We start from the raw sequence: 25,677 nt of genomic DNA, 5'->3' as shown, positions 1-25,677 counted from the left end.
TCTCTCATTTGCTTGCTATTTTTTTACTTACATTATAAAAGCGAATAGAGCAAATACTACAAGTATTGTTACTCATGAAGGAGCTAATGCAATGAAACAACCGTATGTAGTGTTTTACATTTCGATATTTATCCTATCCCTTCTCGTTCTTGCTGGTGTCATCTTTCCAAATCAGTTAGAGGAAATCACCTCAAATATTCAAGCTTTTTTTTCTGATGCATTTGGGTGGTATTATCTTATCCTCGTTAGTATCATTCTTGTTATTTGCCTATATTTCTTAATTTCACCAGTTGGACGGATTAAGCTGGGAAGACAAGATGAGAAACCGGAATTTTCTACCCCCACTTGGATTGCGATGTTATTTAGTGCGGGAATGGGGATAGGACTTGTCTTTTACGGCACGTCCGAACCACTTAGCCACTATGCAATAAGTTCTCCAACAGGGGAAGTTGGTACCAATCAAGCAATCAGAGATGCCCTTAGATTTACTTTCTTTCATTGGGGCATTCACGCTTGGAGTATCTATGCCATGGTTTCTCTTGCCATTGGCTATTTTCAATTTAGACAAAATAAATCGGGGTTAATAAGTGCCACATTAGAGCCTATTTTCGGTGACAAAGTGAACGGACCAACAGGAAAAGCGATTGACACCTTTTCTGTATTAGCCACTGTTCTTGGTGTGGCCGCATCGCTTGGATTTGGAGCCGTTCAAATCAATGGAGGATTGGCCTATCTATTTGAAGTACCTAAAACGATAGGGGTACAATTCCTTATTATTGCCATTGTAACTGTTTTATTTTTACTATCCGCCATGTCAGGGCTAGGAAAAGGAATAAAAATATTATCTAACGCAAATATGATTTTAGCCGGTGCTTTATTTTTAATAATGTTTTTATTTGGTCCCACATTATTTATTCTCAATTTATTTACAAATACGATTGGTACATACATTCAAACATTACCACAGATGAGCTTTCGAATTGCTCCTTTAAATGAGGACATTCGTGGATGGATCAATGCTTGGACGATTTTCTATTGGGCCTGGTGGATTGCTTGGTCACCCTTTGTCGGTATCTTTATCGCCCGTGTTTCAAGAGGGCGGAGTATTAGGGAATTTGTATTTTTTGTTCTACTCATCCCATCCGTTATTGTTTTTTTATGGTTCTCCGCTTTCGGAGGTTCAGCCATTTCGCTAGAACACAATGGGGTTGCCAATATATCAAGTCTATCTCCAGAAGAATCGTTATTTGGCGTCTTTGCGAATTATCCATTTCCTTTAGTCGCAAGCATCACGGCCATGGTTCTGATAGGGTCCTTTTTCATTACGTCTGCTGATTCAGGAACCTATGTGCTGGGGATGATGACTACAAATGGATCACACACTCCTGGAAATAAAATCAAATTCACATGGGGGATTTTACTTTCTGCCATCGCCCTAGCCCTTCTATACTCAGGCGGTCTTCAGGCATTACAAAATATGATGATTATCGCAGCTTTACCATTTTCAATCATTATCGCTTTAATGACCATCAGTCTCATAATAGCGTTACGCAAAGAAGCAAAAGAACTGGGCATTGGCCAGATTCGGAAAAGAAAGGTGTAATGTAACATAGAAGGAACAAAAAGGATTGATGAGCAAAGAACGGTTTTGCTCATCAATCCTTTTTTACTCCCTATTCTTCATAGGCCCTCATCATTTTCTCTAGCTCCTGTTTCATATCCTCTACAAGTGATGGAGGAGATAACACTTTCACATGCCTTCCCCATCCAAGAATCCACCCCTTCAATCCTTCACTATGCTTCGCTTTTGCTTTTAAAATAAAGGTGTTGTCTTCTCCCTTTCTAATGTCTGCATCCACCCCAAACTTATCAATGACTCCATTGAGAGCGACTCGATTTAAGTGGAATTGCAGTGTGATCACTTCATCTTGTCCTCCAAACATATGAAAGGATTGTTGAACATAGCTACTGATGTCTTTCCTATTTTTCACAAACTTGTTCTCTGTAATCTGGACATTCCTCATTCGATCCAATCGGTAGTTTCGAGGATTGTCTTCTTCACTGTATTTCGTATCTTCTCCAATTAAGTAATAAAAGTCCGATTCCCAAATGAGTGCTAGTGGTTTGATCTGGTAATGCTCCCCACCTTTACGCAGTTGAAACTCTTTATCAATATTAAAGTCTCCGTACTGGAATTTAATCAGCTTACTTTCAAAAATGGCATCATGAATTTTATCAATATGTAATTTGATTAGGTTGTAATCTTGGTTAATGGATTGCTGATAGACAATTGGATCTGGAAGAGACTTTGCTACATGGCTACTGGTCAGTTTTTTCACGTTGGATACGATGTTTCTCTTTTCTTCTTCCGTGATGAAACGAGCCGATAGAATCGGATCAATTAACAGTCTCAATTGATATTTTTCAAATAATCGATCTTGGTGACTGTAGTATTTCTTCCCATACTTTTCGGTATTATCAATAATCTCAAAGCCGGTAGCTTTCAAGATTTCGATATATTCTTTTACTTTTTTCTCATTAGCCGTACATCCTGGTATTTCTATTTGTAGCTTTTCCACCAATTCTTTAATGGAAAGCTGTTTGACTTCATCCGTCTCTCGAAGAAAGATTTCTTTTAACGCGAGGAGACGGACACCGGTTGTATCTTCAAGCATGGAAATTCCCCTTTTCTCTCTTTACATATTTTCTAGTTAGAAGTCCCACCTCCAGGGTCTTAACCACCTTGCCTGTCAATCACTTCTCCACTACCAGATAGACCTCTAACAATCATTTCTCTTCCTATTTGGAAATAGTATCGTAATCCATTGCTACTAATAATTTTCGCTTCTTCAAAGGTTTCTTCCTCATGTGTTTTTGTTTCCACTTTAACAATATTGGGGTTATTAATTTCTCCAAACACCACGTAGAAATCATGAAGGGTATTGCCTTGATGGTCGTAGTCACGAAGAGCTTCACTATAAAGTGTCATATTGTCATTCTCATAGTGACTCCATCCATGGTGGCCAATGCTTTCCCAACCTTCTTTGTCGCTACCTTTAAAAAATGCAACAGCCAGGGCCTCATAGTCTGCGAGGGGTAGTTCCATTTGGTCGGGAAATGTCGTATACATCACAATGGTTACACCTTCGTAGTTATCTTTATGAACGATATGGTTAATTTGATGAGGGATCCCTTTTTGTAGTGCTTCTTCAAAGTCGTCGAATTTACCAAATTCAAAATCAGAAGTGAGAGCCCAACTACCGAGTCCTATGGCTGCCAATATCACTAAACCGACAATCAGTAACTTTCTCATGCCTCACCTATGCTGAATGAGAGTGTGGAACCTTTACTCATGAAATCGACTCCTCTTTCTTCATACTCCTTAGTTAAGTATGTCCTGTAAGGTCTCAACAAGGGTTGGGTAGACAAATGTATAGCCTTCACGTTGTAATCGATCAGGAAGCACCCAACGGCTTTTTAACACTAATTCCGTTTCGGTTTTGATGAGTATAGAACCGATTTCTAACATCCATTTCGGACTTGGTAATCCAAACGGGACACCCATCGTCTTTCTGAGGGTATTCATGAACTCGTAATTGCTAACAGGGGCTGGGGATGAACAGTTGAACACCCCGCTCAGATCTTTTCTATCTTTTAAAAATAGGACAATTTGAAATAAGTCTTCGACGTGAATCCAACTAAACTTTTGATTTCCGTTCCCCTGGTTCCCTCCTAGACCCCACTTAACTAAATTTCTATAAGGAGTCATGACTCCACCGTCTTTTCCTAAAACGATGGTTATACGTAGTGCGACTTGTCTGGTGTTCTGAAGGTCAAAGGAGAAGAAAGTTTTCTCCCAATTGGTTGCGACATCTACCGAAAAACCCGAACCCATTTCTCCATTTTCTTCCGTCATCGGGCGATCTTCTGCGTGTCGATAAATCGTTGCTGTACTGGAGTTTACCCATGTCTTAGGTGGATTGGTACACGCTTGAATGGATTCTCCAAGGATCGTTGTAGTCTTCAACCTTGAGTTCATGATCTCATTCCTGTTTGCCTCGTTGTATCGGCAATTGACTGATTTACCTGCAAGGTTAATTAAGAGTTCAGCATCCTCTAGAGCTTCAACAATATCTTCCTTGTCTTCCCATGAAATATGCTGTTTTTGCCTCGAGATAATTTTCACGTCGTATCCTTGGTCTTTGAATTTCTTTTGAAAGTATTCGCCGATAAAACCAGTCCCCCCGGCTATAACCACTTTTTTCATAGGCCTCTCCCTTTCTATAAAAAGCGTTTTCTTATTTCTGGTGACGGTAGCATGCAATGATCCTTTTTTCCAAACCATTTATATCTATTCTTGGCAAGGATATCGTAGAAATAGTCTCGTATGGGTTTTGGTATGATCGATAGTACGTATAAGAGCTTCCAACCGCCTGATAAGTGCTTGATGATCCGAAGAGCTGCTGCAGACTTAAAGTAACACTTATCGTCCCTAACTAAGATCATGCTGTCAATATGTTCAGGCACTTGGTACTTTCTTTTTATCTCTTGCCCTACGTCACTTTGTAGCGAGGTGAATTTGTATACGGCATTTTTATCTCTCTTGATGATAAATTGAACGCTATGATCACAAAAGTTACATTCTCCATCGAACAAAATAATGTTGTTCATACCCTCACCTCTTTTCAATATAAGAATTTTACTTACTCATCTTATGCTAAAAAACGAACGATTAATTTCTCTAATCTCTCAATATTCACCATGGCTGTCTTGGAGCCAGGCGAATGTTCCAGTTGCCTCTTAAAGCATGCTATTCCCATCTCATAGGAGCTAATTGCCAGCTCCACTTCCTTCATATCTACATAACAATCTCCCATTTCCCGATAGATCTTGCCTCGGCTGTTGTGGGCATAAATGTATTCAGCTGAATGCTGGAACAATTCATCACTTTTGATCAGTGAAGTTTGGAATGCTTCAATGGCTAATGAGTAGTTCTTTTGTTTTCTATACAATCTTCCTAGTGAACGATACGCAGAACTGAGCCTGTTTCTCGAACTGCCCTGGACTTCCGAAAGCTCAAGCGCTTTTTCAAAAGACTCCACGGCGAGTTGAAAGCTTTCATAGGCTGGCCTGAATTGGTCTAGGTCGGCGTACAGATCCAACAGGTCCACTGACGCATGTCCTCGCATTTCATAGCCATCCAAATATTCCGGTGCCTTCTCGATCACTTCATTGTAAATGGAAATCGCTTGATGGAAGTTTGCTAGTTTTTCTTTTTCAGTAGAAATGGCCTCCGCCAGACGTTTATAGGCCAAGCCTTGGTGCGCACGGATCGTGATGGTATCCTTTAGCTCCTTCGATGACAGTGCCTGCTCATATGCTTGAATGGATTGGTAAAAATGATGAAGATCCTCGCCATGTGACCCTTCATCATTCTGTAACTCTCCTAATTTTTCATGCACTTGCCCGAGGGTGGCGTATAGTTCAGCTGATGGTTCACCCCATTCCGATAACCTAGAGCACTTGTTTAATGCCAGTTGATACGATTGCTGAGCTAGGTCGTATTTGGATTGCAGTTTATAAATTTTTCCTAGTCGAGTGGCCATCCAAGCGATCTCTTGTAAGACTTGTGGATCTTCTTCGATTTTTTCAAGTTCATGGATCGCACTCACAAATGAATACACCGCTTTTTCATAGTTATTGGTATTTCGGTACAAATCTCCCAGCTTCTTTTGAAGATAGGCGATTTGAGTCTGACCTTCACCCTGTATTTGAAAAAGCTGAATAGCTCTATTCGCCCGCTTTTCGGCTAACTCATATTGTCCGTTTAACAAGTACAGTTCACATAGACCTTGTTGTACCAGCGTTTGTAATTTCCAGTCACTGTATTCCTCCATTAATCTCTCGTACTCGTTGATTAACGAGCTCCAATGCCCGTTATTTGTCATCGCAACGGAGTTCTTGGATAGCCAGTCGACTAATTCATTGGAGGAAAGAACTCTTTCCCCATGATGAAGGGCCTCCACAAAAACGGTTGGAAGTTCCTCCTGATGTTCCAGTCTTGCAGAATAATAGGTATGAAGAAACCTATGGACTTGCTGGAACAGTGATGGTGTTTGATTCTCCACCTGATGATACAGTCCTTGTTTCATTAACTTATGCATCGACCAGGATCCGTCTTGGTCTAGCTCTTGAATAAAGGAAAATTCACAAAGCTCGGGAAAGGCGGTCACAGGATAAAAGGTTTTGAATTCAGTAACTAACTCGACAAAAAGGTCCTCTGTCCAAAATCTTGGAACCGATAGGATTTTTAAGGTTTCTTTTTCCGGTCGATCTAAATATTTTAAAAAGCGATGAAGCACTTCTTCTGGACTCTTTGAAAAGTCCGCGACTTCAGGCACTTGCTTTCTCGAGATCAGCTGATACGTATCTACCATTAAGTCTAAATAGTACGGAAGTCCTTCGCTTCCTTGGATAATCGCCTCTTGGATGTGTTCATCTGAAATGAGGCACGAATTCAGGAAGCTTTTGCAGTCGGTTGGAGATAATTCCCCCATTAAGTGCTGCTCGACTACCGATTTCCACTCCGGATTGCTTTTTTCCCACACGAGTTTTTCTCGTCCACAAATGACGTTTAGGACCGAAACCTCATCAAATTGCAGAATCAATTCCTTAATCCACTCGTCTCTTTCATGGAAGGAACCGATGGAACGATCCTTTTCCCATAATGCTTCATAGGTATCCAAAAAGAACACGGCTTTTCTGTTGTTTTTTTCCAACCAGCTAATTACATCTGCCGCCCAGTACACCAGAAGCATGTCTTCAATATCCTTTGGGTGCATGTCCTTTAGGTCGGCTAGGATCTCTTTGCCGATTCCATTCCACCATTGCATCACATCCCGGTAGTTGGATAGGCCATCAATGAGCTTTATCGTCTTCGGAATCCATTGAACGACCGGGAGATTTTCAAGCTGGGTAATTAATTCAGCGACAAAGCTACCTTCTTCTAAAAAGGGAATCGTCTTTCGTTCAGACTTCATCGTGATTTGCGATTTCATCCGACTCCAATAAATCGCATACGCTAAATCAAAGGTCGTAAATTTGATATGATGCTCCTGCGTTAATTGCTGGCGCATCCAAATCAGTGCTTCCGACGGGTCACGGTGTTTTTCTTCGCGAAAATCGATCGTGACTTGAATGGCTGTGTGGTCGAGTGAGCTGGTAATATGTTGTAGTTCTTTTTGCAATCTTGACTTGCCAATCCCACCCACTCCGTAATAGACAAGTACTTTGTATTGTTCGGGTGATAAAGATTGGAAGGCATTGATATACGAACGTCTCGGCTCCTCACGGTCGGTAAACTGCCGGGACGCGGTTTCTTTTAATTGTTTGATCGAGCGTTTTGGTTTTAGCATAGATACTCCTCAAAAGGCTTTAGTATATAGGAATATTTTAACATGAACTATTTAGCAGCTGGGAAAAAGAAAAATGTCAGGTGAGCCTGACATTTCTCTAATAGCTATATCGTGTTTTCAATCCCCTGACAATTTCTTATTTCAATTTGGGTGTAGGTTGATTTTTGTTTAGCTCTTGTGAATATGGTGCCTGTGTACAAGGTATAATGCTTTACCTTTCTAAACATTTCATTGTTAACCAGGATATTCTCAAACTCACAGGAGTCAACAAAAATAGAGGCACCGTTCGAGTTACCACCTATGAAATAATCCGATACTCCTTGATCGCTTCCTCTAGTATCTATGTTAGTGAATTTGCAACCTTTAAACACACTTTTGAGTCCTACTTCTATCGCAATGTCTTTAGAATAATTATAAGCATGTAAGTCTGATAACACCTTAGTTAAATTCCAATTACTCATTTCACAATTTTCAAAGCTAACACGGCCACTAGTTTGTAAAAAAAGGAACCCTTCGTCCATGATCGTGTTTAAAAATTGAAATGAACCACTGCCATTTCCAATCAGTCCTCTGCATTGGATTAATTGACAATCCGTAAATACTACTGGAGTTTCTTCATTCGTTCCTCCACCTGTAAACACATCTATGCAATCTACAAAATTACACTTGGAGATTACTACTGGTTTTATCCCATGTGATGAATCGATCACTCCATTACTAGCAATAAATTCCGATTCAGTGATCCTAATTGCATCCTTATTATTGTCTCCGAAAAAAGGAAACACGATTTCAAAAACGCCGTATTTAAAATCAGTAAAACTACAGTTTTTTACATTCAGATCTCTCGAGTTAAATGCACACTGTCTGTTATTGAACGTATAGTAGTCCCCACTGCCGTCATTAGATGAGGTAAACTTACAATTGATCAAAGATAAATGATTCGTCCGCATGTTATGCGTAACACCGATCCCTAAAGCATTACTAGAGCAGTTATACATTTCAATCACTGACTCATCACTCGAATCGGTAAGTAATCGATGACAGTCAATCAATTCCGTATTCTGTATGAGCAGTTTCGAATTCTGCAACGTGAAATACTGCTTCCCGTCTAATCCATAATAATCAACCACACATCCATCCATCGTGATTTCTCCACGATCAGATGAAATCGCCGTATCTAACAATCTCTTTGCCTTGATCGAACAATTTTTGATGAGTAAGGTGCCGCCTGCTTCCACATGAATACAGTCTTCAAACACGAGATTTAGATGTTCCAGGGTCTTTACTTCACCGGCTGGCACGATCATTTTTTCTGTGATTTTTTGTTTTTCGAAGGAAGAGTAGTCTTTTGTAAATTGCTCTTGATTAACCTTGATCTCCTCAGGTTCCTCGGGTACATAACCGTAGTTTTCTGCCACTCCTTGTAATCCGGTTGCCTTGTAAATACGGTCAATGCATTCCTGTATTTCTCTGACTCCTCGTTTGTTTACGCTAAAAAAGTCCATGACCTCACTGTATTCATCCATGTAGCTATGACTAGCATTCTGTAAAAATAGAAATTCCATTATTACTTGCAGAATGGCCTTTTGATCATTGATGCTTTCCATATTCTCGATCGCAGCCAGGTCGACGACCGTTTGCCCATTTGTGATCTGCAAATAGTTCTTTACCGATCGCAGGAAGGTTTGCTGGTATGGGGTTATCTGTTCGCTCATATTCGCTAAAGTGTACAAGACTGCAAGTAATAGTTCTTTTTCATCCTCACCTAATTCCGCGATATCGACTACCGTATTCAAATCGTACAGACGTTTTTTTTCCATTGTGTTTAATTCATTTATGATAAAATCGTTCATTTCACTCATATCATCTAGTTTCTGATTGATATTTTTTGCGATTGTTTCAAATTTCTCTGCTTGTTTCTGAAACTTTTCTTCAAATGGTCTTGCTCCTGCAACCATTCCCTTGTTGAAAACACTATTTGACATGGCAGGTCCTCCTAATTGTTGTCACCCATGACGAGATCGTAAAAATGTTGTGACATAAATTCTTGTTTCACTTCTTTAATAAACTTTTGGTCACTAACGATCCGATAAATCGTCACCATGATGCCACCAATGTCCAAGTAGTTAAGCGATTTTTTTACAAGTGCTTCGTTCCCTGTTTTCGCTCCGATTGCCGCAGCTATAGCAACCGCTATTACATTGCTAGCAGAAGCTATCACAATTGAATAACTTAGGATTCTCCTAGTTTTTACCGAATACAGATTCCAACTTTCATATTTGCTTTCCTTGTAAAATAGCCCATGGATCATCGCCACCAATGAGTTAATTAACATGGCGAATACTGCTTGACTCCCTACTTTGATAACATTCCCCATGTCCAAACCATAATCTGCTAGTTTGCTTGCATACTCTACCGAAATCGAAGAGATTAAAGGGAGGGGCAAACTCACGGTGGAAAACATATCTGATCGTAAATGTTGTGCCTCTTTTAACAAGGAAACTCCCATGATTTGTTTTCCTTGTATTCCCTCATGGAATAACTTTTCATTCGAGTACTCTATGATTTTAAGCGTATTGGCTTTTTGATCAATTTTATCTCTAGCATGTCCAAGGGCTGTATAACCGGTTTTAATATGGAAGGATCTCGGAATTCCCAGTTCCGCGATTGTCAGCGTACTTGTTGCAATATTCATCGTTCCAAAAATCCACCCGAGGATCGGATCATGTCCTAATGTTTTAGCGCGATGATTAAATCCTCCTCCAATATTCAAGCCACGCTCCCTACTACCGTATATCGCATCGAACGGGACGGGATTAGTGATAATTTCCTCTAAAGAAGGATGATAAAGTTTATGTGACCGATTGGATTTTTCTTTTTCTCCACCCTTTACCTTTTTCGCTGCTTCCTGATCTCCCGTTCGTTGAGTCAATGTTCCTATTATGTACTGTCTGACACATTGAAGAGCGGTGGCAAATAATAAAAAAGTGATATCCACTCCTTCTAATTTGGTTGCCTTTTCAAATTGTCGATCCAGATCGGTTATGATCACTGGAGCATTTTTACTGATTTCTGCCACTCTACGAGATTCCTTCGCGAGTTGTTGAATGCTCTCGGTTTGTCCTCTTAGATCAGATATGATTGTGTTCTTTTTTCTTCGTACTTCATCGTATTTTCGCATTGCATCACCTAAATGTATGAATTGGTACTATTATACCAAATTTGCGAGTTTCGTAATAATAGAATAGGTATATTAGAATGATCCAACAGAAAAACCCCTACTTTGTAAGGGTTTAATCGCATCAATAGATAACTGAGTGTTCTAAATAAACCTGAACCCGATTACGTCCGTTCTCTTTCGCTATATATAAGGCTTTGTCCGCTTGATTCAGTAGCTGATAGAGTGTCGTCCCTGTCTTATTCGTTGCTTCAGCCACTCCCATGCTGACCGTGACAGGAATCTCACCTTCACTCCATATTAGCGGGTGGGCTTCAATATAGGCCCGTATCTTATTGGCTAACACGTCGCCTTCTCTGGCTGTCCTCCCCTTGATTGCAAAAACAAATTCCTCCCCGCCATATCGGGCAAAGATGTTTCCTTCCTGTAATTGGGTTTGACAAGCCTTTGCTACATGAATGAGTAATTGATCACCCACATGATGTCCATAGGTGTCATTTACTTTTTTAAAATAATCAATATCCATTAAAATCACGGTAAAATCAACCGGTTCTTTCATGGCCCTGTCAAAATCTTGTTCGCTTTTCTGAAAAAACGCCCGGCGATTATAAATTTGGGTGAGTTCATCATAATACGCTTGGCGCTCTAACTGAAGCTGCAGTCTCTTGACCTCTGTGATATCGGTAAAAATAATCAATAATCCTTTGTTATTTTTTGAATTCTGCAATAACGAGGTTCGTACCTGATAGATTCTCTTGTCCTCCTCGGCAGTTGTAACCTCGATTTCCTGATGAAGCTCGGTCGCGTCTAGTGTAAAAGGAATAGATGTCCCCGACAGATCCTCCCAAACTTTTTCAAGATCGTTCCCGAACATGGATTTGTTCAATTGAGGAAACATCTTTTTACAGGCTTTGTTAAACTCTATCAATCTAGTGGAATTATCCAACACCATGACCCCATCATTAATGCTATTAAAGATCTCATCTTTAGCAATCGGCATAATCGTAAATAGACGTGAAGAGCTAATCGCCCATAAATAAAAGAGCGTCGCAAGCCAACGAACCATTTGGACAGGGTCCACCCCTGGAGGTGTTAAACCGATCAGATAAACAAAAGCCGTGATCATCGGAACTAATTGCCCGCACATCAGAGCGATCAATTGAGGACGATACGTTTTGGCTGTTTCCTTCCAATGGGCAAGTATGAGGACAAATCCAGCAAACAAACATGAGAACGTGAAAATGCCATGTACCACATACCATTTACCGATTTCCAAGTGAATATAAGGCGCTCCGAGCGTTGGATCCACTTCGAACACGCGATAATGAAGATGATGCCAATCATTGGTCGCCACCATCACTAAGCTAATAAAAGGAATGATCAGAAAAGCGATCATCCGTTTTTTTGTGACTTTCAATCCCAAAAACTGCATCGTAAACAATAAGCTCAATGGTGGAGAAAAGGGCATGCCCACATATTGAATCGTTGTCCAAAACTTTAATTGTCCAACGGTCGTACCCATCATGCCAAACGCAGCACCTAAACAATAAATCGTTGTAGCTGCTGTATAAAGAAGAAACAAATGGGCGATTTTCGTATATTTGTGACGGTTGAAAAACACGTAAAAAATAGATACAAATTTAATACACTTGATGTACAAATAAGGGTGATATAAGCGGTTAATTCCGAATTCACTTTGCGGTACCTCTATAGGAAAGTATTTTCCTTTAATTTAGCACAAGCGAATGATAAATGTAGAATTTTTTCAAATGTTGTCGAAAATATTTATTATCCCCTCAACTCTATTGGATGAGGCTTTTCATAGTAATCAAGAGTAAGTTAGAGGATGTATGAGGAATGATTACCATTGAATACAAAATCAATTCATAGTAGTATAAGTACATCAGCTGCATTGTTCGTATTCATAATAAAGTTTTAACCTTTAAGCTGTAATAGGGAGTTTAACATCGAAACACGAATGACAAGTCTCCGTCTATACGACAAGGAGGACAGGCAGGAATGTTTCTGCGAACACCCACTTTGAGGAGTGGTGGTTTAAAACTTTCTTATACCTTTATACGGCAATTGCGGCAGATACATAGCTAAACAAGCATTTCTCATAATGGGAATCAGTTTAATCATATTAATTGCTTCTACCATTGTTAATGGTTAAATTAATGTAAATCATTTTATTATCTTCTTTTCAGGTGGTATTTTAGGATTAGTGATTAGGAAGAAACGAATCAAAAAAAGAAGAAGATAGTTAATCCATCCAGTCTATTCCATAGAATCTTTCTTTTACAAACTTACTAGGTACTTCAAGAATAGAAAAAATATTCCTTTATTTAGAAATCCCTCGAAAGCAACTAACTCTTTAGTCAATTTACTTATTCTTGTCTTTTCCTAATAACTGGAAGTTTTATTGTTTTACCCAAAGATGATGGAAAAAGGCAACGGATACTCCGATGCATTTTCACTATTTCCCCCTTTAGTTAAGAGAAATACTTCAAAATTTTTTCCCGCAACCTAAGTAAGGTAATAATTGAAAACACGAATAGATTTTACTTTAGAAGCTTTGAACAAGTATTTTTCCGATCTAGCCGTTTGGGAAAAACCCACTGGAGGGTTTTATATTTGGTTACGTCACTTACCGTTAATCTACATGAGAAAATTATATGAGATGGCACTTTCAGAAGGGCTTTTAGTGAACCCCATTTCCCCTCCCTCGGACCTCCAGTAAAAATTAAAAAATATCCGTAGTCGCTGTTGAACGAGTACAGGTATTTTTAACCATGTAGGCAATTTTATCTAAAAATTTATTCCGATGATTTTATTATCTATCGTTTACTGAAAATCCGAAGCTACATCTAAAAATCACATTTATGTTAAAAATGTGCCTCCCTATTTGCTAAATACAATATATGAACAAAAATGGAGATCTCACATAGCCTATAGATATATACCTATAGATTACAAATGGGAGGGGCTAAAAGTTGATCTTACCTACAATTGATGTTCAATTAATGAACGAACATTTGACCACTCATGAAGGGGTTTTATATAAACTAAGAATTTATTATTACCATTCAAAGCACCCGATTTTAAAACAAATCATTCAAAAGCAATACATGGTTATGCAGGATCACATTAGAGTCATGCTAGAACTCCTAGATCCATACCGAACAAACGAAGTAAATCTTGCACCCATTCAATTAGACCTTCTTCCATCCTCACTTGAAGGACCGATTGCACAACAAGATAAACCAGTTGCGATTGAAGGAAGATCAACAGGTCAAAATATGGCGAATTTGAACTTTATTTCTGCACTTATGATGAAGGATCCTAAAGTAAAAGCCATTCACAAGGAAATGTCGATGCAGCAAGCAAAGCTTCAAGAGCAGTATTCCAGATTTATTTCAAAGGCATTTAACGAGAAGCCACCCATGTCTTCAATAGAACAACAACAGGACATCATTAAACGTAACAAACATTTATTAATAGATTAAGAAACTTTTCCGTTAAAAACCTATTTCCCTTAATCCAAAAGACATTCCTCTGTTTCATTTGAGGAGTGTCTTTTGGATTACGAATTTCTTATCCCCAAAATGCAGCAGATACATAGCTGAACAAATACCGATAAAGTTAACTTATTTATGTTCTGGTACCTCAATCACAAACGGGAAAGCCTCTACAGTTCCTTCAAATCTAAACTCTACCCACAATTTATATAATCCTGATTTATCAAACTGGGTATGAAAAGCTGTGTCTTTCTCTGATATAGGATGAACGTGTAGAAATTGCTCCACTTCTTGATCAATAATTACTACATGTCCTAATGCGCCCAGATAGGGTTGTGGGGTTCCATTTTCTATTTGAAAAGAAATCGTCACTGGTTCATTTACAACCATGGATTTGGAAACCAGTTCAACAATTCTTCCATTTACTTCTTTTCTCCAATTACTCTCTTTGTTAAGCATAGCCTTATTAGAGAGAAGATCAGAATTTAAGTTCAAGCGATGAGGTTGAATAGTATAAGCTATGCCCTTAGGATTAATATCTACAAATACCGTATAGGATGGTTTTGCTAACGGAACTTTTGCCACAAATTCGTGCATATTAATTTGTTCAGGATGTAAATGGTAAAACTCTTCTAAGTCATTACTTACTATAATGAGATGCATTGTTTTTTCATGTGTGGTTTCTAATATGGTAGGTTTTCCTTCTACGTCTGCTAAATGGAGCTTTACCTTTCCTTCCTCATAAGAAACATCGATGACCATCTCGTTATTATTTGAAGTATTCAATCCATTCACATGGGTTCCATGTGAATGTTTATGGTGGTGTTGATGTTGATTACCCTCCAAATCACTCTCTCCTTATAAATCGTTTTAATAAGATTGAATTGATTTTGCATGAAAGTTTTTGTTGGTTCATTTATAGATTGTTGTGTTAACCTTTGGATTCACAGCTGCAAGCTCCTCGTTTTGCGAAGCAATTGGGGGATAACCAGACTAATTGCTTCCCTCCCATATTAATATCATAATTTACTATGTCCGAAGTATTACTCAATATTCGTATCTTTAAGCACCTAACGTTTGAGTGAGATGAACCCTTTTATAACACTGTAGTGAAAATAAGGCCCTATTTTTTAAATATAATCCTAAAATACATATTTTTTATTAATTTTAACAAAAATAAAAAGCTAGATGAGTATTTGGTAACGGAGGTAAAGAAACCTTTCCAAATACAATATAAAACGTGAGGGTGTGGTATCAATGCTACAAAGTTTAAGAAACTTAGAAAAACCTCTGCTCATATTACTTCTTGGTGTTCTACTATCCCATTTAGGCACTTATATAGTTCTTCCCATGTTACCGATCATGCTAAAGAATAATGCGAATTTAAATACAGTACAGATTGGAACCATTTTGGCTAGCATTGCTATTGCTTTTCAAATTGGGAGTATCGCAGGTGGTGTCCTTGCGGATCGAATTGGAAGAAGATTTATTATCGGATTAGGTGCTTTCATTGGCTCATTTGGAATTATGGGCTTTGGTCTATTTACAACTTATTGGCCTTTTTTTATAACTGCCACCATTATGGGATTAGGAAATGGATTAAATGCCCCTTCTACAAAAGCTGCCATTGCGGCATTAGCTTCAGAAAACAATCGAACAACAGCCTTTTCTTTTCGAGGAATTGCGGCTAATATTGGGACTGCAACAGCTGGCTTAATTGTGTTCTTTTTGTTTATAGGAACGTCAAAGCTAATTTTTTGGATAGCAGGAATTATTTACCTCCTCCTAACCTTAAAGAGTTGGATTTTACTTCCTAAAAATTGTGGGGATTTCGCATGCCCAAAAGTACCTTCTAGCGCCTATCGTGAAGCGTTTAAAAATAAACCATTTATGGTTTTTAGTATGATTAGTATCTTTATATGGATGCTATACGCACAACTTTCCCTTGCTTTGCCATTAAGAGCAAACCTTATCCTACCCGAACCTAAAAATGTTGCCCTTATCTGGACTATTAATAGTCTAATCGTCATTTCATTACAAGGAGTGATAACGAAGAAATATATTGACCGTGTTCACCCTTTATCAGCCCTTAGTTGGGGGATTCTCCTAATTGGGGTCGGATTATTCTCTTTATATTTTTCAAAGTCATTTATCTACTTAGTTTTTAGTGGAGCAATCTTTGTGTTTGGAGAAATGCTTATTTTACCTACCATTGATAGCACAATCTCACAGTTATCCAAAGCGGAACTAATCGGATTATTCTTTGCCTTATCAAATGTAGTATCTGGACTTGGTGAAGCTGGGGGAAAATCCATCGGTGGGAGACTATTAGAGGAAACAAACATTCTTCCTTGGTTTACTTTCTTAATCACTGGAGTTTTATTATTTATAGTCGTATTATTAATAAAAAGATGGCAACCTTTACAAAATTCATTAGAAAAAGCTGCATTAAAACCAGACAAACCCAAGGATGCACCTCATGTGTTAATTGAACATTCTCAGCATCGTACCCAACCATTTAATAACTGGGTACCTGAAGTTTTATTCCGAAGAAAAACCGGAATAGAGTGAAAACACCACGAGAAGGACAGGATGATGCCCCCGTCCTTCTCTACTCTATAATAAAAGAAGAGGAAATAATACCGTCACTTTTGTCCCTTCGTTTAATTGACTATCAATTGTTACTTTCCCATGATGGGCATCAACTAATGCTTTTACAATGGAAAGGCCAATCCCAATCCCACCAGATTTTCTGTCCCTTGATTTATCTCCTCTAAAAAACCTTTCATATAGATAGGGTAGATCTTCCTTCCTAATTCCTACCCCTTCATCTTTGATAGCAAAACCAACGAACTGAGTTTCGTTAACAATTGAAACAACAACCTCTTTGCCAGGTGGTGTATATTGAAGAGCATTATTAATGATGTTCGTTAATACTTGAATCACTCGATCTCTATCCGCTTCCATCAAATATTCTTCCACAGGCTCTATCACCTTCAGATGAACACCCTTTTCAAGAAATGAAGGACCAAACTGACTTTTCACATGCATGAGAATTTCTCCAAGTTCAATCTCCGTTTTCTGCAGCTTAATTTGTGGATTTTCTGCTGCTAGAAGATTCTCCATTTCATTCACTAAACGAACTAAGCGCATTAATTCATTATGGCTTTGTTGTAATCTTTCGGACGTTGGCTCCCATATTCCATCTTGGTATGCTTCTATTTGACTCCTCAATGTAGCTAGAGGTGTTCGAAGTTCATGAGCAAGATCAGCTGTAAATCGTTTCCGAAGGGTTTCCTCTTTAAAGAGAGATTGGGCTAGTTCATTGAAGGATTGAGCAAGAGGTACCATTTCTACGGTTAATTCCTCTACAGGCATACGAATGCCGCTCCTATGACTCTGCAATTCACGAACAGCCCTTGTTAACTTAGTAAACCCCGATGTCAATCGTTTCGAAAACAACATACTAAATAGGATAGAAACGATTAGGATCATGATTGCTGCTCCATAAATCGATTGCTGAATGGATTGAAAGAAAGTAGATTCTGCCCCAAGAAGACCTTTTGGATAATAGACTTTTGCTGTACCAATCGTTTGATTATCTAACTTAATTTCATACAACTCCGATTGGTATTCTCCTGTTCCCGTATTTCCCATCATTCCAAGCATGTTCGTTGTATCAGCTATCCCTTGACCACTTATATCATATAGCTGGTAAAATAAACGATCGTTCATCGCTTGCTGATGTAATAAACCCATTAGTTCATTGCTGACATAACTCCCTGTATTTTCATATTCCTGGATTATTTCTTCTTTGATTACATGAATACTTTTCTCTCGATCCTCTTGTATATACCTCGTAAAATTCTGCTCAAATCCCCATAAAATTGATAAGCTAGTCAGGAAAATAGCGAAAAGCGATAACAATAAAAAGTAAAAGAGAATTTTAGAACGCAGTGTCCGGAACATTTGCTTTCCCTCCAAACTTATAGCCCATCCCAAACACAGTCAGAATATAATTTGGATGCTTCGGATTGTGTTCAATTTTTCTACGTAAATTTTTTATATGCGTATCAATGCTCCGTTCATATCCTTCAAAGTAAGCTCCATCTTCCTGACACATTTCTAACAGATCCGAACGACTATACACTCTTCCTTGATAACTTGCCATTGATACTAGAATTTTATATTCAATTGGTGTTAGAGCAACTTCTTCTCCTTCCAACACCACTTCCTTCTTAAAGGTGTCAATCTTCAAGTGGTTGTCATTAAACAACAGTTTATTCGGAAATTCCATTTTTGTCGCTCTTCGAATTAATGCTTGAGCACGTGTTACTACTTCTCTTGGGCTGAACGGTTTTTTGACATAATCATCAGCCCCTAAAACAATACCATGAATTAAATCTTCCTCAGAAGATTTTGCGGTAAGCATGATAATGGGTACATTACTTTCCTTTCTTATTAATCGGCACACTTCTTCTCCAGATATATCAGGCAACATCAGATCTAAGATAATGATATCAGGATGACCCTCTTTTGCTTTTTTAAGGGCATCAAGCCCATTTAAAGCGGTGAAGATTTCCCATCCTTCTTTTTGAAAGTAAGCGTCTAGCACCTCCAAAATCATATGCTCATCATCAACTAATAAAATTTTTGTCATTGTCGTCCCACTCCTTGTTGATATTTTATCATTAAACAAATCAAATCCATCAATCTTCACAACTTCCACATAAGTTCTCCATAAGAACTTCATTTCTTAAGGATAAGATGAAATCAAGAAAGGAGAGGTGAACATGAAAAAATTAGTTGTAGGGATTTTAAGTATAGGCGTTATTTTCGGGGCAGGAACCTTTACGTATGCTCAGTCAAATGGAGAAGGACTATTGAATTTCGGACAAATGAAGCCGTATATGGAGAAAATGCATCCTGATTTATCAACGAAAGAACTAAAGGAAATGTATGATTCTTGCCACGGAGATGGAGGAATGATGGGAAATACAAATACAGTAAATATGATGAACAACTTTTAAATGAGGTGAACACTTATGATGGGTGGATTCGGGTTTGACATGATGAGTGTAGGATTACTAGGATGGGCGCTTAACCTAGCCACAATTGGAATCATTGTCTACTTTGCCGTAAAACTAGCATTAAAATCTGATAAAGCTAATTAACTGTTTAAAGAGGGTGGATCTCACCCTCTTTTCGTCTACACCTCTTTTCTAATCAGTGAAGAGAGCTCACTTATTTCTTTTCGAAGTTTTTCGTTCTCTAACTCAAGATCTTTTACTTTAGTTAGTACATTGTTTGAAATTTGTGCGTCATGGTGTTGATGAGAGTGCCCTCCATGACTGTTTTTATGCCCCCAAAAATGACCCTTCATCATAAAAAGCATCATGAGTGGACAAATTAGTAATAATAACCATTCCACCGATATCACTCCTTCATATTTTCTAAAGTGTAACTTCAAAAAAAGGATTTTCTATCGAGAAATTGTGAACAAAAATTGGAGATTATGAACAAATCATTCAGCCCTTTTCTTTTTCACCAGTGTCCTAATATTCTGTAGTAATAATAATAATTTCATAGGTTTTTAATTAAATGTATTATCTAGAAAAGGTAGGTTTGCTCCTGTTCCGATCCCAGTTTCTAACGCATTTCCTGATAACTGAGCCATTTCTTCACAAGCTTTTCACAAGTTAAATGTTCCAATAGGTAATCGTATCTAGTATTCCAACCACTAAGAAAATAACACCTGCCGCCTTTTGAACAATATTCCCTATCTTGCGTCCTCTCTTCATAAAAATTCCGCTAGCACCATAATACCAAATCAATACTAGGACGATTAACAACGGAATCGTCGTACCAATGGCAAAAATTCCAGGTAACACCCCACCAAAAGTTGTAGAAAGAGCAATCGGCATTAAGGTAATAAAAAACAAGACAAACATGGTTGGGTAAAATCCTAAAGAAAAGCTAACACCCATTAAAAAAGAACCCCATTTCCCTTTTTTGAATAATTGCTTCGGTTGTTCAAATAGCGGTAAGGGAGATGGAAATCGAAAAACTTGAAGCATAAATAACCCTACAAAAATAAATAACGGACCAATTATTTTTCTAAACCATTGGAAGTAACCGGTTAATTCGGCTTGTATTTCTCTTCCCAACAAAAACACAAGAAGCCCTAAGCCTGAAAACACTACAATTTTTTCAAGGGTAAAATTAATACATCACTCCACGCAGACAAATTTCCCATCAGGTTGGGTTGAGGCATTTCATCGTAATACAAGAGTAAGTTAGAGGATGTATGAGGAATGATTACCATTGAATTCAAAATCAACTCATAGTAGTATAAGTACATCAGCTGCATTGTTCGTATTCATAATAAAGTTTTAACCTTTAAGCTGTAATAGGGAGTTTAACATCGAAACACGAATGACAAGTCTCCGTCTATACGACTAGGAGGACAGGCAGGAATGTTTCTGCGAACACCCACTTTGAGGAGTGGTGGTTTAAAACTTTCTTATACCTTTATACGGCAATTGCGGCAGATACATATAGTAAAGCAGATCAGTTTCCTTTGGAAGCTGTTTTTTTATTGTCAAAAAAGATAAGTCAGCTAGTGGTGAATTTTTTGAAAACAAACCATTCCTCCGCATTAAAACTGGAATATCTCAAAATAAAAAAAGCGGGACAGTTAACCCTGTCCCTTAGGATTCATTCGTGGAGCCAGGTGGAAGGTAAAACGGTGGGACTCGAATCCAACCTCGCTTACGCATTAAATGTTTTAATCTAGTAGCGAATGCAAATTTCTCAGTTTGAAACTGAATAAACAATAAACCCACATCTGTACGGATGGATTCGGAAGCTGCAGTTGCAGCTTGCATAATTAAACTTACAATTTTTAAAGATAATTCGTTTGCTAGAACATCATCCGTTAATTTAACGCCAAGAGGAATACTGTTGGCATCTGATTTTGGCATATCTTCCGGGGCAGGAGGTAACGGAACCCCTTCTTTCACCAGGAACTCATGAAGTCTTTCCCTTTGACTGTTCCCTAATTTTAAATCTTCTTCAAGAATTGATTTTAGTTCCTCATCAGTCGTAGTATTGATCCCCGCTTGTACAGACACTTTAGCTAATTCAAGACCTGATAAGTAAATCCAGCACGCCATTACTTCTCCAACATGAAGAGGTTGGTCTTTGTCTTGGTCAGATTGTGATTTCATAGCATCCATGATGGTTTCTATGATATTTAACATGTCATTCCCTCCTGAACTCCTACATCCTCCATAATTTCTGTCATTTACCAAGTTATTATGCAGTGGGAGCGACAGCTAATGCTAAAATAATTTCCGACCTTTCATGAACTAAAGTGAAGTACTTAAGTGAATGTAGGACAGTGTACCTGTCCCCATGAACCATTATCCCTCACTTATACGATCCAATGTTCCTTGTATTTCTTTTTCAAAGGGGATTAATTCTGAATCAAAATCCTGTTCATGCACATAAAAGATTAAGATATTTCTCTTTTCAAACATACTAGAAGAAACTAATTCCATTGTTTCGGTTTTTTTAGCAAATTCCCTTATCGCCTTCTCGATTTCCTTTTCATTTTCAAATTCATAAATAAAAAGCGGTTTCTCATTTAACAGATAGCTGCCTGGCGTTACATTTCTTAATTCGGACCCGAAAGCGTTCCCTCGTGGAAAATCAGCTTCAACTAATTGAATTCCATTCTCTTGTATCACCTTTACTACTTCTTCTTCGGTAATATAAGAACTATCACTTACCGTTTGACAGGAAACCAATAACAAGAGAAGGCATAAACTTAGAATCTTCCTCAGTTCACTCACCCCTCCTTAAATCCCTGATGATTTCTCTCTTCTTCCTTTTTGCAAAAGATAAAATGGTTATCAGGATTCCAAACATGCAGATGGTCTGCCAGGTATCCGCGTAGCCATAAGACTCCGTTTATTCGTCTAAGATAAAATCCTTTCGGAAAATCATCATCTTCGGTTAGTATTTCAGATGCGATGGTGATGGAGCCTGATGGAGCTTGTTGTTGCTGTAATGGATTTCCTGAAGACCCCTCAGGCTGATCTAGATACTCTAGTCTTAAATAGGGACCTAATTCAATCGGACACAATTCTAACCCAAGTTCTTTCGCTCTGTTAAAGATCTCAACCGTAGTAGCTCCATCAGGAAAGCCAAGATTCCCAACGGTTAGTTCAACGGTCGGCAGGCTGTACTTTATTTCAGAGGTCGTAAACTTGTCATCAGCCAACAGCCTTTTCCCATACTCATTAATCAATATAAAAGTTTGTTGCAATTTCTCGATAAGTTCCCATTTCGTTAGGCCACCAACATCTACTGTTCTAGTTATAAATGAGCAATCAGGGTATATCTTTACATTTGGGATACGCATTTATAGTCACTCCTTACAAGGGATGAACGGATATAATGATATTCAATAAATACTCATAAATTTCCTGGGTAACTTACCTACTCTATAGCAAAAAAAGGGGTTCAACTAATGTTAAGGGTTCTGTTTTCGAGTGCTTTCTTATTAAAAGACACAAGAATTGACGGATGAATTCAAATACATCTTTTATTTATTAACGTTTCTATCTTTACAAGCTGGTCGATGAATGGTCAAGAGGGTCCGCGCTTATCGGTTGGTGGATCAGATTAAGCACCCGAGTTGAGAAATTGGCGGAGAAATTCCGCTTAATTATTATTTATTATTAAAAAAAGCTTAAATAGAAGGAGAGATTCCGCCTATTGGCTCAAAAAAGTCGAAAAGTAGAGTTTTTTCTTTGCATAATCGGAAAACCCTCCCTTATTTACCCCGAAACGAGCTCCATTCTTCATCTAACGGAAAAATCTTCGCCTATTTTACTTTTGCTGGTTACTCGATTAAGGACAAGATATTGTATTCAACTCATAAATCCATGAGTACCTCATATTGATGCATTACGATAATTGATTCCTAGATATCATAATGAGTTTTTAATATTATTCGAAATGATATTTGCTTTATACTAGATATTAGTTTATAATTATTCTAGTTTAGAAGTCATTATAATATAAAATTACAAAATATAATTTATAGAATCAATATTGGAGGTTTTAATATGAAAGAAGGACTAGTGGCGTTAAGAGAGGTATCAAGAGAAGAATTTCTAGACTTGGCCCAAAGTGGTGTTCGAGAATTATTTGACCTTGGTCATTATAAAGTGTTTGATGGAACAAAAGGAAAAGAACAAAGTCACTTTGTTTACGATATGGGAACACATCGTTGTTATTTAATAAATAAGGATACATGCTATGAGTTGGTAACAGCTTTCTATTGTGGTGGAGATAAACCAACGATTCTTAATAGTTTAAACGAAATTGCTGTGTCAATTAAATAAAAGATCACTTATTAATAATGAAAATTTGTTGAACAAGAAGGTAACCTCTTGTTCAACAAACACCAAATTAACGTAAATACAAAATATTACTACGTTCCCCTAAAATCAAGCTAAAGCATAAACTACAAATCAATAAAAATTTAGGCTGATTTTGTTTGGTCTATTTTTTCTGAAAACAATAGCCTAGCAGAAATTAATCGATTTCGAACTAAAACACCAATCCACGAAGCAAGGGCAGCCTTGATTAACCCACCAATAATAAATGGAGTAAATCCTCCTGCAAAAGCAGCTGACCAAGAAAGCTCGACAGCAATCTTTAGCCAAGCCGTGCCTAATGCCAAAGTAACGAGCATTCCAATACTGTTAGCAATCATAGCATTCTTGAAGTTGAAGGCTGTTTTTTCCATATACCATCCGATTAGGAAGGCAGCTGGAAGGAATCCAACTAAATAACCTCCAGTAGGTCCGAAAAGTTTGGAAACTCCACCTGAAAATTCAGCGAATACTGGGACTCCTGCAGAACCAATAATTAAATATAAAATGACCGATAAGGTTCCATATCGAGAACCTAGGATTGTTGCTGCTAAGCCAATGGCAAGGGTTTGTCCTGTAATTGGAACGAGCGGAAGTGGAATGGTCATTTGAGCCATTACGCCAATGATTGCAGCAAAAAGTGCTGTTACAATCATCATTCTTAATTTCAATTGTTCCTTTTTCATTTGTTTCTCCTCTCTAAATGTAAACTATTTTTAAATTAGGTTAACAATTAAACTTTATAAATATTAAAAAAATTTGTCAACCCCAAAAAAGGCCAAATCGCAAATGATTTGGCCTTTTTGTTCGTTGGTTTACCGCCTACTGCTTCGCTTCCGCAAGAACGATGGAATATCAAGCGAGTCGTCTTGCTGCTGGGTACCCCGTTCGAAATTCGCGGGCTCTTCGTAGGCAGGCGGCTGGCTTAGATTGCCGGATTGGCTGTAGTAGGTTCCAGACTGGTTGTAGTTGTTGGATTGACCGTAGCTTCCGGACTGGCTGTAGGTTTGGAATTGGCCGTAATTCCCCGATTCTGAATGGGAAACAGGCTCTCGCTGTCTATAATGACCCTGGTATTGCTCACGGGAATTGGCAATATTGTCTCTAGTACGACGTGATGTGTTCGACGGCGGAGCTTCCTCCTCATCATGATCGAAGCCAGTCGCAATCACGGTCACCATGATTTCTTCGTTCAGGTTTTCATTGATGACCGATCCAAAAATCATGTTAAGCTGCTCATCTGTTGCAGCCGCCACAATATCGGCCGCTTCCTGGACTTCATATAAACTGAGGTTCATGCCGCCTGTAATGTTCATCAGCACTCCTTTCGCGCCATTGATGCTTGTTTCAAGCAGCGGCGAGGAGATGGCCTTCTTGGCAGCTTCGGCAGCACGGTCTTCGCCTGAAGCCACTCCGATGCCCATAAGCGCCGTTCCTTTGTTGGACATGATCGTTTTCACGTCAGCAAAGTCCAGGTTAATCAAGCCTGGCACGGCGATCAAATCGGAAATGCCCTGCACACCCTGCCTGAGGACATTGTCCGCCTCACGGAAGGCTTCAATCATCGGCGTTTTCTTGTCGACAATTTGCAGCAACCGCTCGTTTGGAATGATGATTAACGTATTCACGGCTTTTTTCATCTCTTCAATTCCGGCTGCCGCATTTTGTGCCCGCTTGCGGCCTTCAAAACTGAACGGACGAGTCACCACTCCAATGGTAAGTGCGCCAAGTTCGCGCGCGATATGGGCAATCGCCGGCGCAGCTCCAGTCCCTGTTCCGCCGCCCATTCCGGCCGTTACGAACACCATGTCCGCACCTTGCAAGGCATCACTGATCTGCTGTCTGCTTTCCTCAACAGCCTTTCTGCCGATTTCAGGATTGGCACCGGCCCCCAGGCCCCTGGTTAGCGAACCGCCGATTTGCATCGTGACCTCTGCTTTTGACATGTTAAGAGCCTGTGCATCTGTATTCACGGCAATAAACTCCACTCCCTGCACGCCATCCTCAATCATCCGGTTCACCGCATTATTTCCGCCGCCGCCAACCCCAATTACTTTTATAGTGGCAAATTGATCGATGTTGGCTTCAAATTCTAGCATATATAGTCCCCCTAAAGC

24 protein-coding genes and 2 other RNA genes are annotated in these 25,677 nt (G+C 38.8%); 8 read left to right on the top strand and 18 right to left on the bottom strand.

Annotated features, from left to right (window positions below):
• Nucleotides 1-91: 91 nt before the first annotated feature.
• A complete protein-coding gene (locus ACQ5H4_RS15090) occupies nucleotides 92-1,603 on the top strand; it encodes a glycine betaine uptake BCCT transporter (RefSeq protein ID WP_430775823.1) in 1,512 nt (503 codons plus the stop codon).
• Between the two features lie 70 nt (nucleotides 1,604-1,673).
• On the opposite strand, the gene ACQ5H4_RS15085 is transcribed toward ACQ5H4_RS15090, so the two are convergent.
• The 8 genes from ACQ5H4_RS15085 to ACQ5H4_RS15050 form a co-directional block, all read right to left on the bottom strand.
• Nucleotides 1,674-2,675 carry a helix-turn-helix transcriptional regulator gene (locus ACQ5H4_RS15085; protein WP_430775821.1) on the bottom strand — a complete coding sequence of 334 codons (1,002 nt, stop codon included), beginning with the start codon at nucleotides 2,673-2,675 and terminating at the stop codon, nucleotides 1,674-1,676.
• A 59-nt stretch (nucleotides 2,676-2,734) separates the two neighbouring features.
• Nucleotides 2,735-3,313: a hypothetical protein gene (locus ACQ5H4_RS15080; RefSeq protein ID WP_430775819.1), complete on the bottom strand. Its 579-nt coding sequence runs from the start codon at nucleotides 3,311-3,313 to the stop codon at nucleotides 2,735-2,737.
• A 69-nt stretch (nucleotides 3,314-3,382) separates the two neighbouring features.
• Nucleotides 3,383-4,267, bottom strand: a complete 885-nt coding sequence (locus ACQ5H4_RS15075; RefSeq protein WP_430775817.1) for a TIGR01777 family oxidoreductase — start codon at nucleotides 4,265-4,267, stop codon at nucleotides 3,383-3,385.
• A 14-nt stretch (nucleotides 4,268-4,281) separates the two neighbouring features.
• Nucleotides 4,282-4,671 (bottom strand): thiol-disulfide oxidoreductase DCC family protein, encoded by a 390-nt coding sequence (locus tag ACQ5H4_RS15070; RefSeq protein ID WP_430775815.1) that lies wholly within the window; start codon nucleotides 4,669-4,671, stop codon nucleotides 4,282-4,284.
• A 41-nt stretch (nucleotides 4,672-4,712) separates the two neighbouring features.
• Nucleotides 4,713-7,415 (bottom strand): tetratricopeptide repeat protein, encoded by a 2,703-nt coding sequence (locus ACQ5H4_RS15065; RefSeq protein WP_430775814.1) that lies wholly within the window; start codon nucleotides 7,413-7,415, stop codon nucleotides 4,713-4,715.
• A gap of 104 nt (nucleotides 7,416-7,519) precedes the next feature.
• Nucleotides 7,520-9,400, bottom strand: coding sequence for a hypothetical protein (locus tag ACQ5H4_RS15060; RefSeq protein ID WP_430775812.1), 1,881 nt, complete (start codon nucleotides 9,398-9,400; stop codon nucleotides 7,520-7,522).
• Between the two features lie 11 nt (nucleotides 9,401-9,411).
• Nucleotides 9,412-10,596 carry a hypothetical protein gene (locus tag ACQ5H4_RS15055; RefSeq protein WP_430775810.1) on the bottom strand — a complete coding sequence of 395 codons (1,185 nt, stop codon included), beginning with the start codon at nucleotides 10,594-10,596 and terminating at the stop codon, nucleotides 9,412-9,414.
• 121 nt (nucleotides 10,597-10,717) lie between these two features.
• Nucleotides 10,718-12,175, bottom strand: coding sequence for a histidine kinase N-terminal 7TM domain-containing diguanylate cyclase (locus tag ACQ5H4_RS15050; RefSeq protein WP_488592170.1), 1,458 nt, complete (start codon nucleotides 12,173-12,175; stop codon nucleotides 10,718-10,720).
• A 319-nt stretch (nucleotides 12,176-12,494) separates the two neighbouring features.
• Here ACQ5H4_RS15050 and ssrS (ACQ5H4_RS15045) point away from each other — a divergent pair.
• Both ssrS (ACQ5H4_RS15045) and ACQ5H4_RS15040 read left to right on the top strand, forming a co-directional pair.
• A non-coding RNA gene (gene ssrS / locus ACQ5H4_RS15045) (6S RNA) lies at nucleotides 12,495-12,691 on the top strand.
• A gap of 895 nt (nucleotides 12,692-13,586) precedes the next feature.
• Nucleotides 13,587-14,099: a hypothetical protein gene (locus ACQ5H4_RS15040; RefSeq protein WP_430775807.1), complete on the top strand. Its 513-nt coding sequence runs from the start codon at nucleotides 13,587-13,589 to the stop codon at nucleotides 14,097-14,099.
• A 141-nt stretch (nucleotides 14,100-14,240) separates the two neighbouring features.
• On the opposite strand, the gene ACQ5H4_RS15035 is transcribed toward ACQ5H4_RS15040, so the two are convergent.
• Nucleotides 14,241-14,957: a hypothetical protein gene (locus ACQ5H4_RS15035; protein ID WP_430775806.1), complete on the bottom strand. Its 717-nt coding sequence runs from the start codon at nucleotides 14,955-14,957 to the stop codon at nucleotides 14,241-14,243.
• 411 nt (nucleotides 14,958-15,368) lie between these two features.
• On the opposite strand from ACQ5H4_RS15035, the gene ACQ5H4_RS15030 reads away from it, so the two are divergent.
• The gene (locus tag ACQ5H4_RS15030; RefSeq protein ID WP_430775805.1) at nucleotides 15,369-16,682 is read left to right on the top strand and encodes an MFS transporter; all 1,314 of its coding nucleotides are present in this window, start codon (nucleotides 15,369-15,371) and stop codon (nucleotides 16,680-16,682) included.
• Between the two features lie 45 nt (nucleotides 16,683-16,727).
• Here the strand turns inward: ACQ5H4_RS15030 and ACQ5H4_RS15025 are convergent, their stop codons facing one another.
• Nucleotides 16,728-18,080, bottom strand: coding sequence for a sensor histidine kinase (locus ACQ5H4_RS15025; protein ID WP_430775804.1), 1,353 nt, complete (start codon nucleotides 18,078-18,080; stop codon nucleotides 16,728-16,730).
• A complete protein-coding gene (locus ACQ5H4_RS15020; RefSeq protein WP_430775868.1) occupies nucleotides 18,058-18,771 on the bottom strand; it encodes a response regulator transcription factor in 714 nt (237 codons plus the stop codon). The genes ACQ5H4_RS15025 and ACQ5H4_RS15020 overlap by 23 nt, the downstream gene beginning before the upstream one ends.
• A gap of 133 nt (nucleotides 18,772-18,904) precedes the next feature.
• Between ACQ5H4_RS15020 and ACQ5H4_RS15015 the strand changes: the two genes are divergently transcribed.
• Both ACQ5H4_RS15015 and ACQ5H4_RS15010 read left to right on the top strand, forming a co-directional pair.
• Nucleotides 18,905-19,141 (top strand): PLC family EF-hand domain-containing protein, encoded by a 237-nt coding sequence (locus tag ACQ5H4_RS15015; RefSeq protein ID WP_430775802.1) that lies wholly within the window; start codon nucleotides 18,905-18,907, stop codon nucleotides 19,139-19,141.
• Between the two features lie 18 nt (nucleotides 19,142-19,159).
• Nucleotides 19,160-19,285: a hypothetical protein gene (locus ACQ5H4_RS15010; protein WP_430775801.1), complete on the top strand. Its 126-nt coding sequence runs from the start codon at nucleotides 19,160-19,162 to the stop codon at nucleotides 19,283-19,285.
• 35 nt (nucleotides 19,286-19,320) lie between these two features.
• Here ACQ5H4_RS15010 and ACQ5H4_RS15005 read toward each other — a convergent pair whose 3' ends face one another.
• Nucleotides 19,321-19,542, bottom strand: coding sequence for a DUF2933 domain-containing protein (locus ACQ5H4_RS15005; protein ID WP_430775800.1), 222 nt, complete (start codon nucleotides 19,540-19,542; stop codon nucleotides 19,321-19,323).
• A gap of 268 nt (nucleotides 19,543-19,810) precedes the next feature.
• Nucleotides 19,811-20,281, bottom strand: coding sequence for a cytochrome c biogenesis CcdA family protein (locus tag ACQ5H4_RS15000; protein ID WP_430775799.1), 471 nt, complete (start codon nucleotides 20,279-20,281; stop codon nucleotides 19,811-19,813).
• 188 nt (nucleotides 20,282-20,469) lie between these two features.
• Here ACQ5H4_RS15000 and ssrS (ACQ5H4_RS14995) point away from each other — a divergent pair.
• A non-coding RNA gene (gene ssrS, locus ACQ5H4_RS14995) (6S RNA) lies at nucleotides 20,470-20,666 on the top strand.
• Between the two features lie 155 nt (nucleotides 20,667-20,821).
• On the opposite strand, the gene ACQ5H4_RS14990 is transcribed toward ssrS (ACQ5H4_RS14995), so the two are convergent.
• The 3 genes from ACQ5H4_RS14990 to ACQ5H4_RS14980 form a co-directional block, all read right to left on the bottom strand.
• Nucleotides 20,822-21,373 (bottom strand): DUF3231 family protein, encoded by a 552-nt coding sequence (locus ACQ5H4_RS14990; protein ID WP_430775797.1) that lies wholly within the window; start codon nucleotides 21,371-21,373, stop codon nucleotides 20,822-20,824.
• Between the two features lie 162 nt (nucleotides 21,374-21,535).
• Nucleotides 21,536-21,967 carry a hypothetical protein gene (locus ACQ5H4_RS14985; RefSeq protein ID WP_430775796.1) on the bottom strand — a complete coding sequence of 144 codons (432 nt, stop codon included), beginning with the start codon at nucleotides 21,965-21,967 and terminating at the stop codon, nucleotides 21,536-21,538.
• Nucleotides 21,964-22,539: a helicase gene (locus ACQ5H4_RS14980; protein WP_430775795.1), complete on the bottom strand. Its 576-nt coding sequence runs from the start codon at nucleotides 22,537-22,539 to the stop codon at nucleotides 21,964-21,966. The genes ACQ5H4_RS14985 and ACQ5H4_RS14980 overlap by 4 nt, the downstream gene beginning before the upstream one ends.
• A gap of 709 nt (nucleotides 22,540-23,248) precedes the next feature.
• Here ACQ5H4_RS14980 and ACQ5H4_RS14975 point away from each other — a divergent pair.
• Entirely contained in the window at nucleotides 23,249-23,527 is a 279-nt protein-coding gene (locus tag ACQ5H4_RS14975) for a hypothetical protein (RefSeq protein WP_430775794.1), read from the top strand.
• A 140-nt stretch (nucleotides 23,528-23,667) separates the two neighbouring features.
• On the opposite strand, the gene ACQ5H4_RS14970 is transcribed toward ACQ5H4_RS14975, so the two are convergent.
• Together ACQ5H4_RS14970 and ftsZ are read right to left on the bottom strand one after the other, a co-directional pair.
• Nucleotides 23,668-24,246, bottom strand: coding sequence for a biotin transporter BioY (locus ACQ5H4_RS14970; RefSeq protein WP_430775793.1), 579 nt, complete (start codon nucleotides 24,244-24,246; stop codon nucleotides 23,668-23,670).
• 129 nt (nucleotides 24,247-24,375) lie between these two features.
• Nucleotides 24,376-25,659 (bottom strand): cell division protein FtsZ, encoded by a 1,284-nt coding sequence (gene ftsZ / locus ACQ5H4_RS14965; RefSeq protein ID WP_430775792.1) that lies wholly within the window; start codon nucleotides 25,657-25,659, stop codon nucleotides 24,376-24,378.
• Nucleotides 25,660-25,677 lie beyond the last annotated feature (18 nt).

This window comes from Bacillus coreaensis, assembly GCF_050586445.1.
Taxonomy (GTDB): domain Bacteria; phylum Bacillota; class Bacilli; order Bacillales; family Cytobacillaceae; genus Robertmurraya_A; species Robertmurraya_A coreaensis.
Note: the sequence above shows the minus strand (reverse complement) of the source record. Positions and strands in the feature narration are given on the sequence as shown.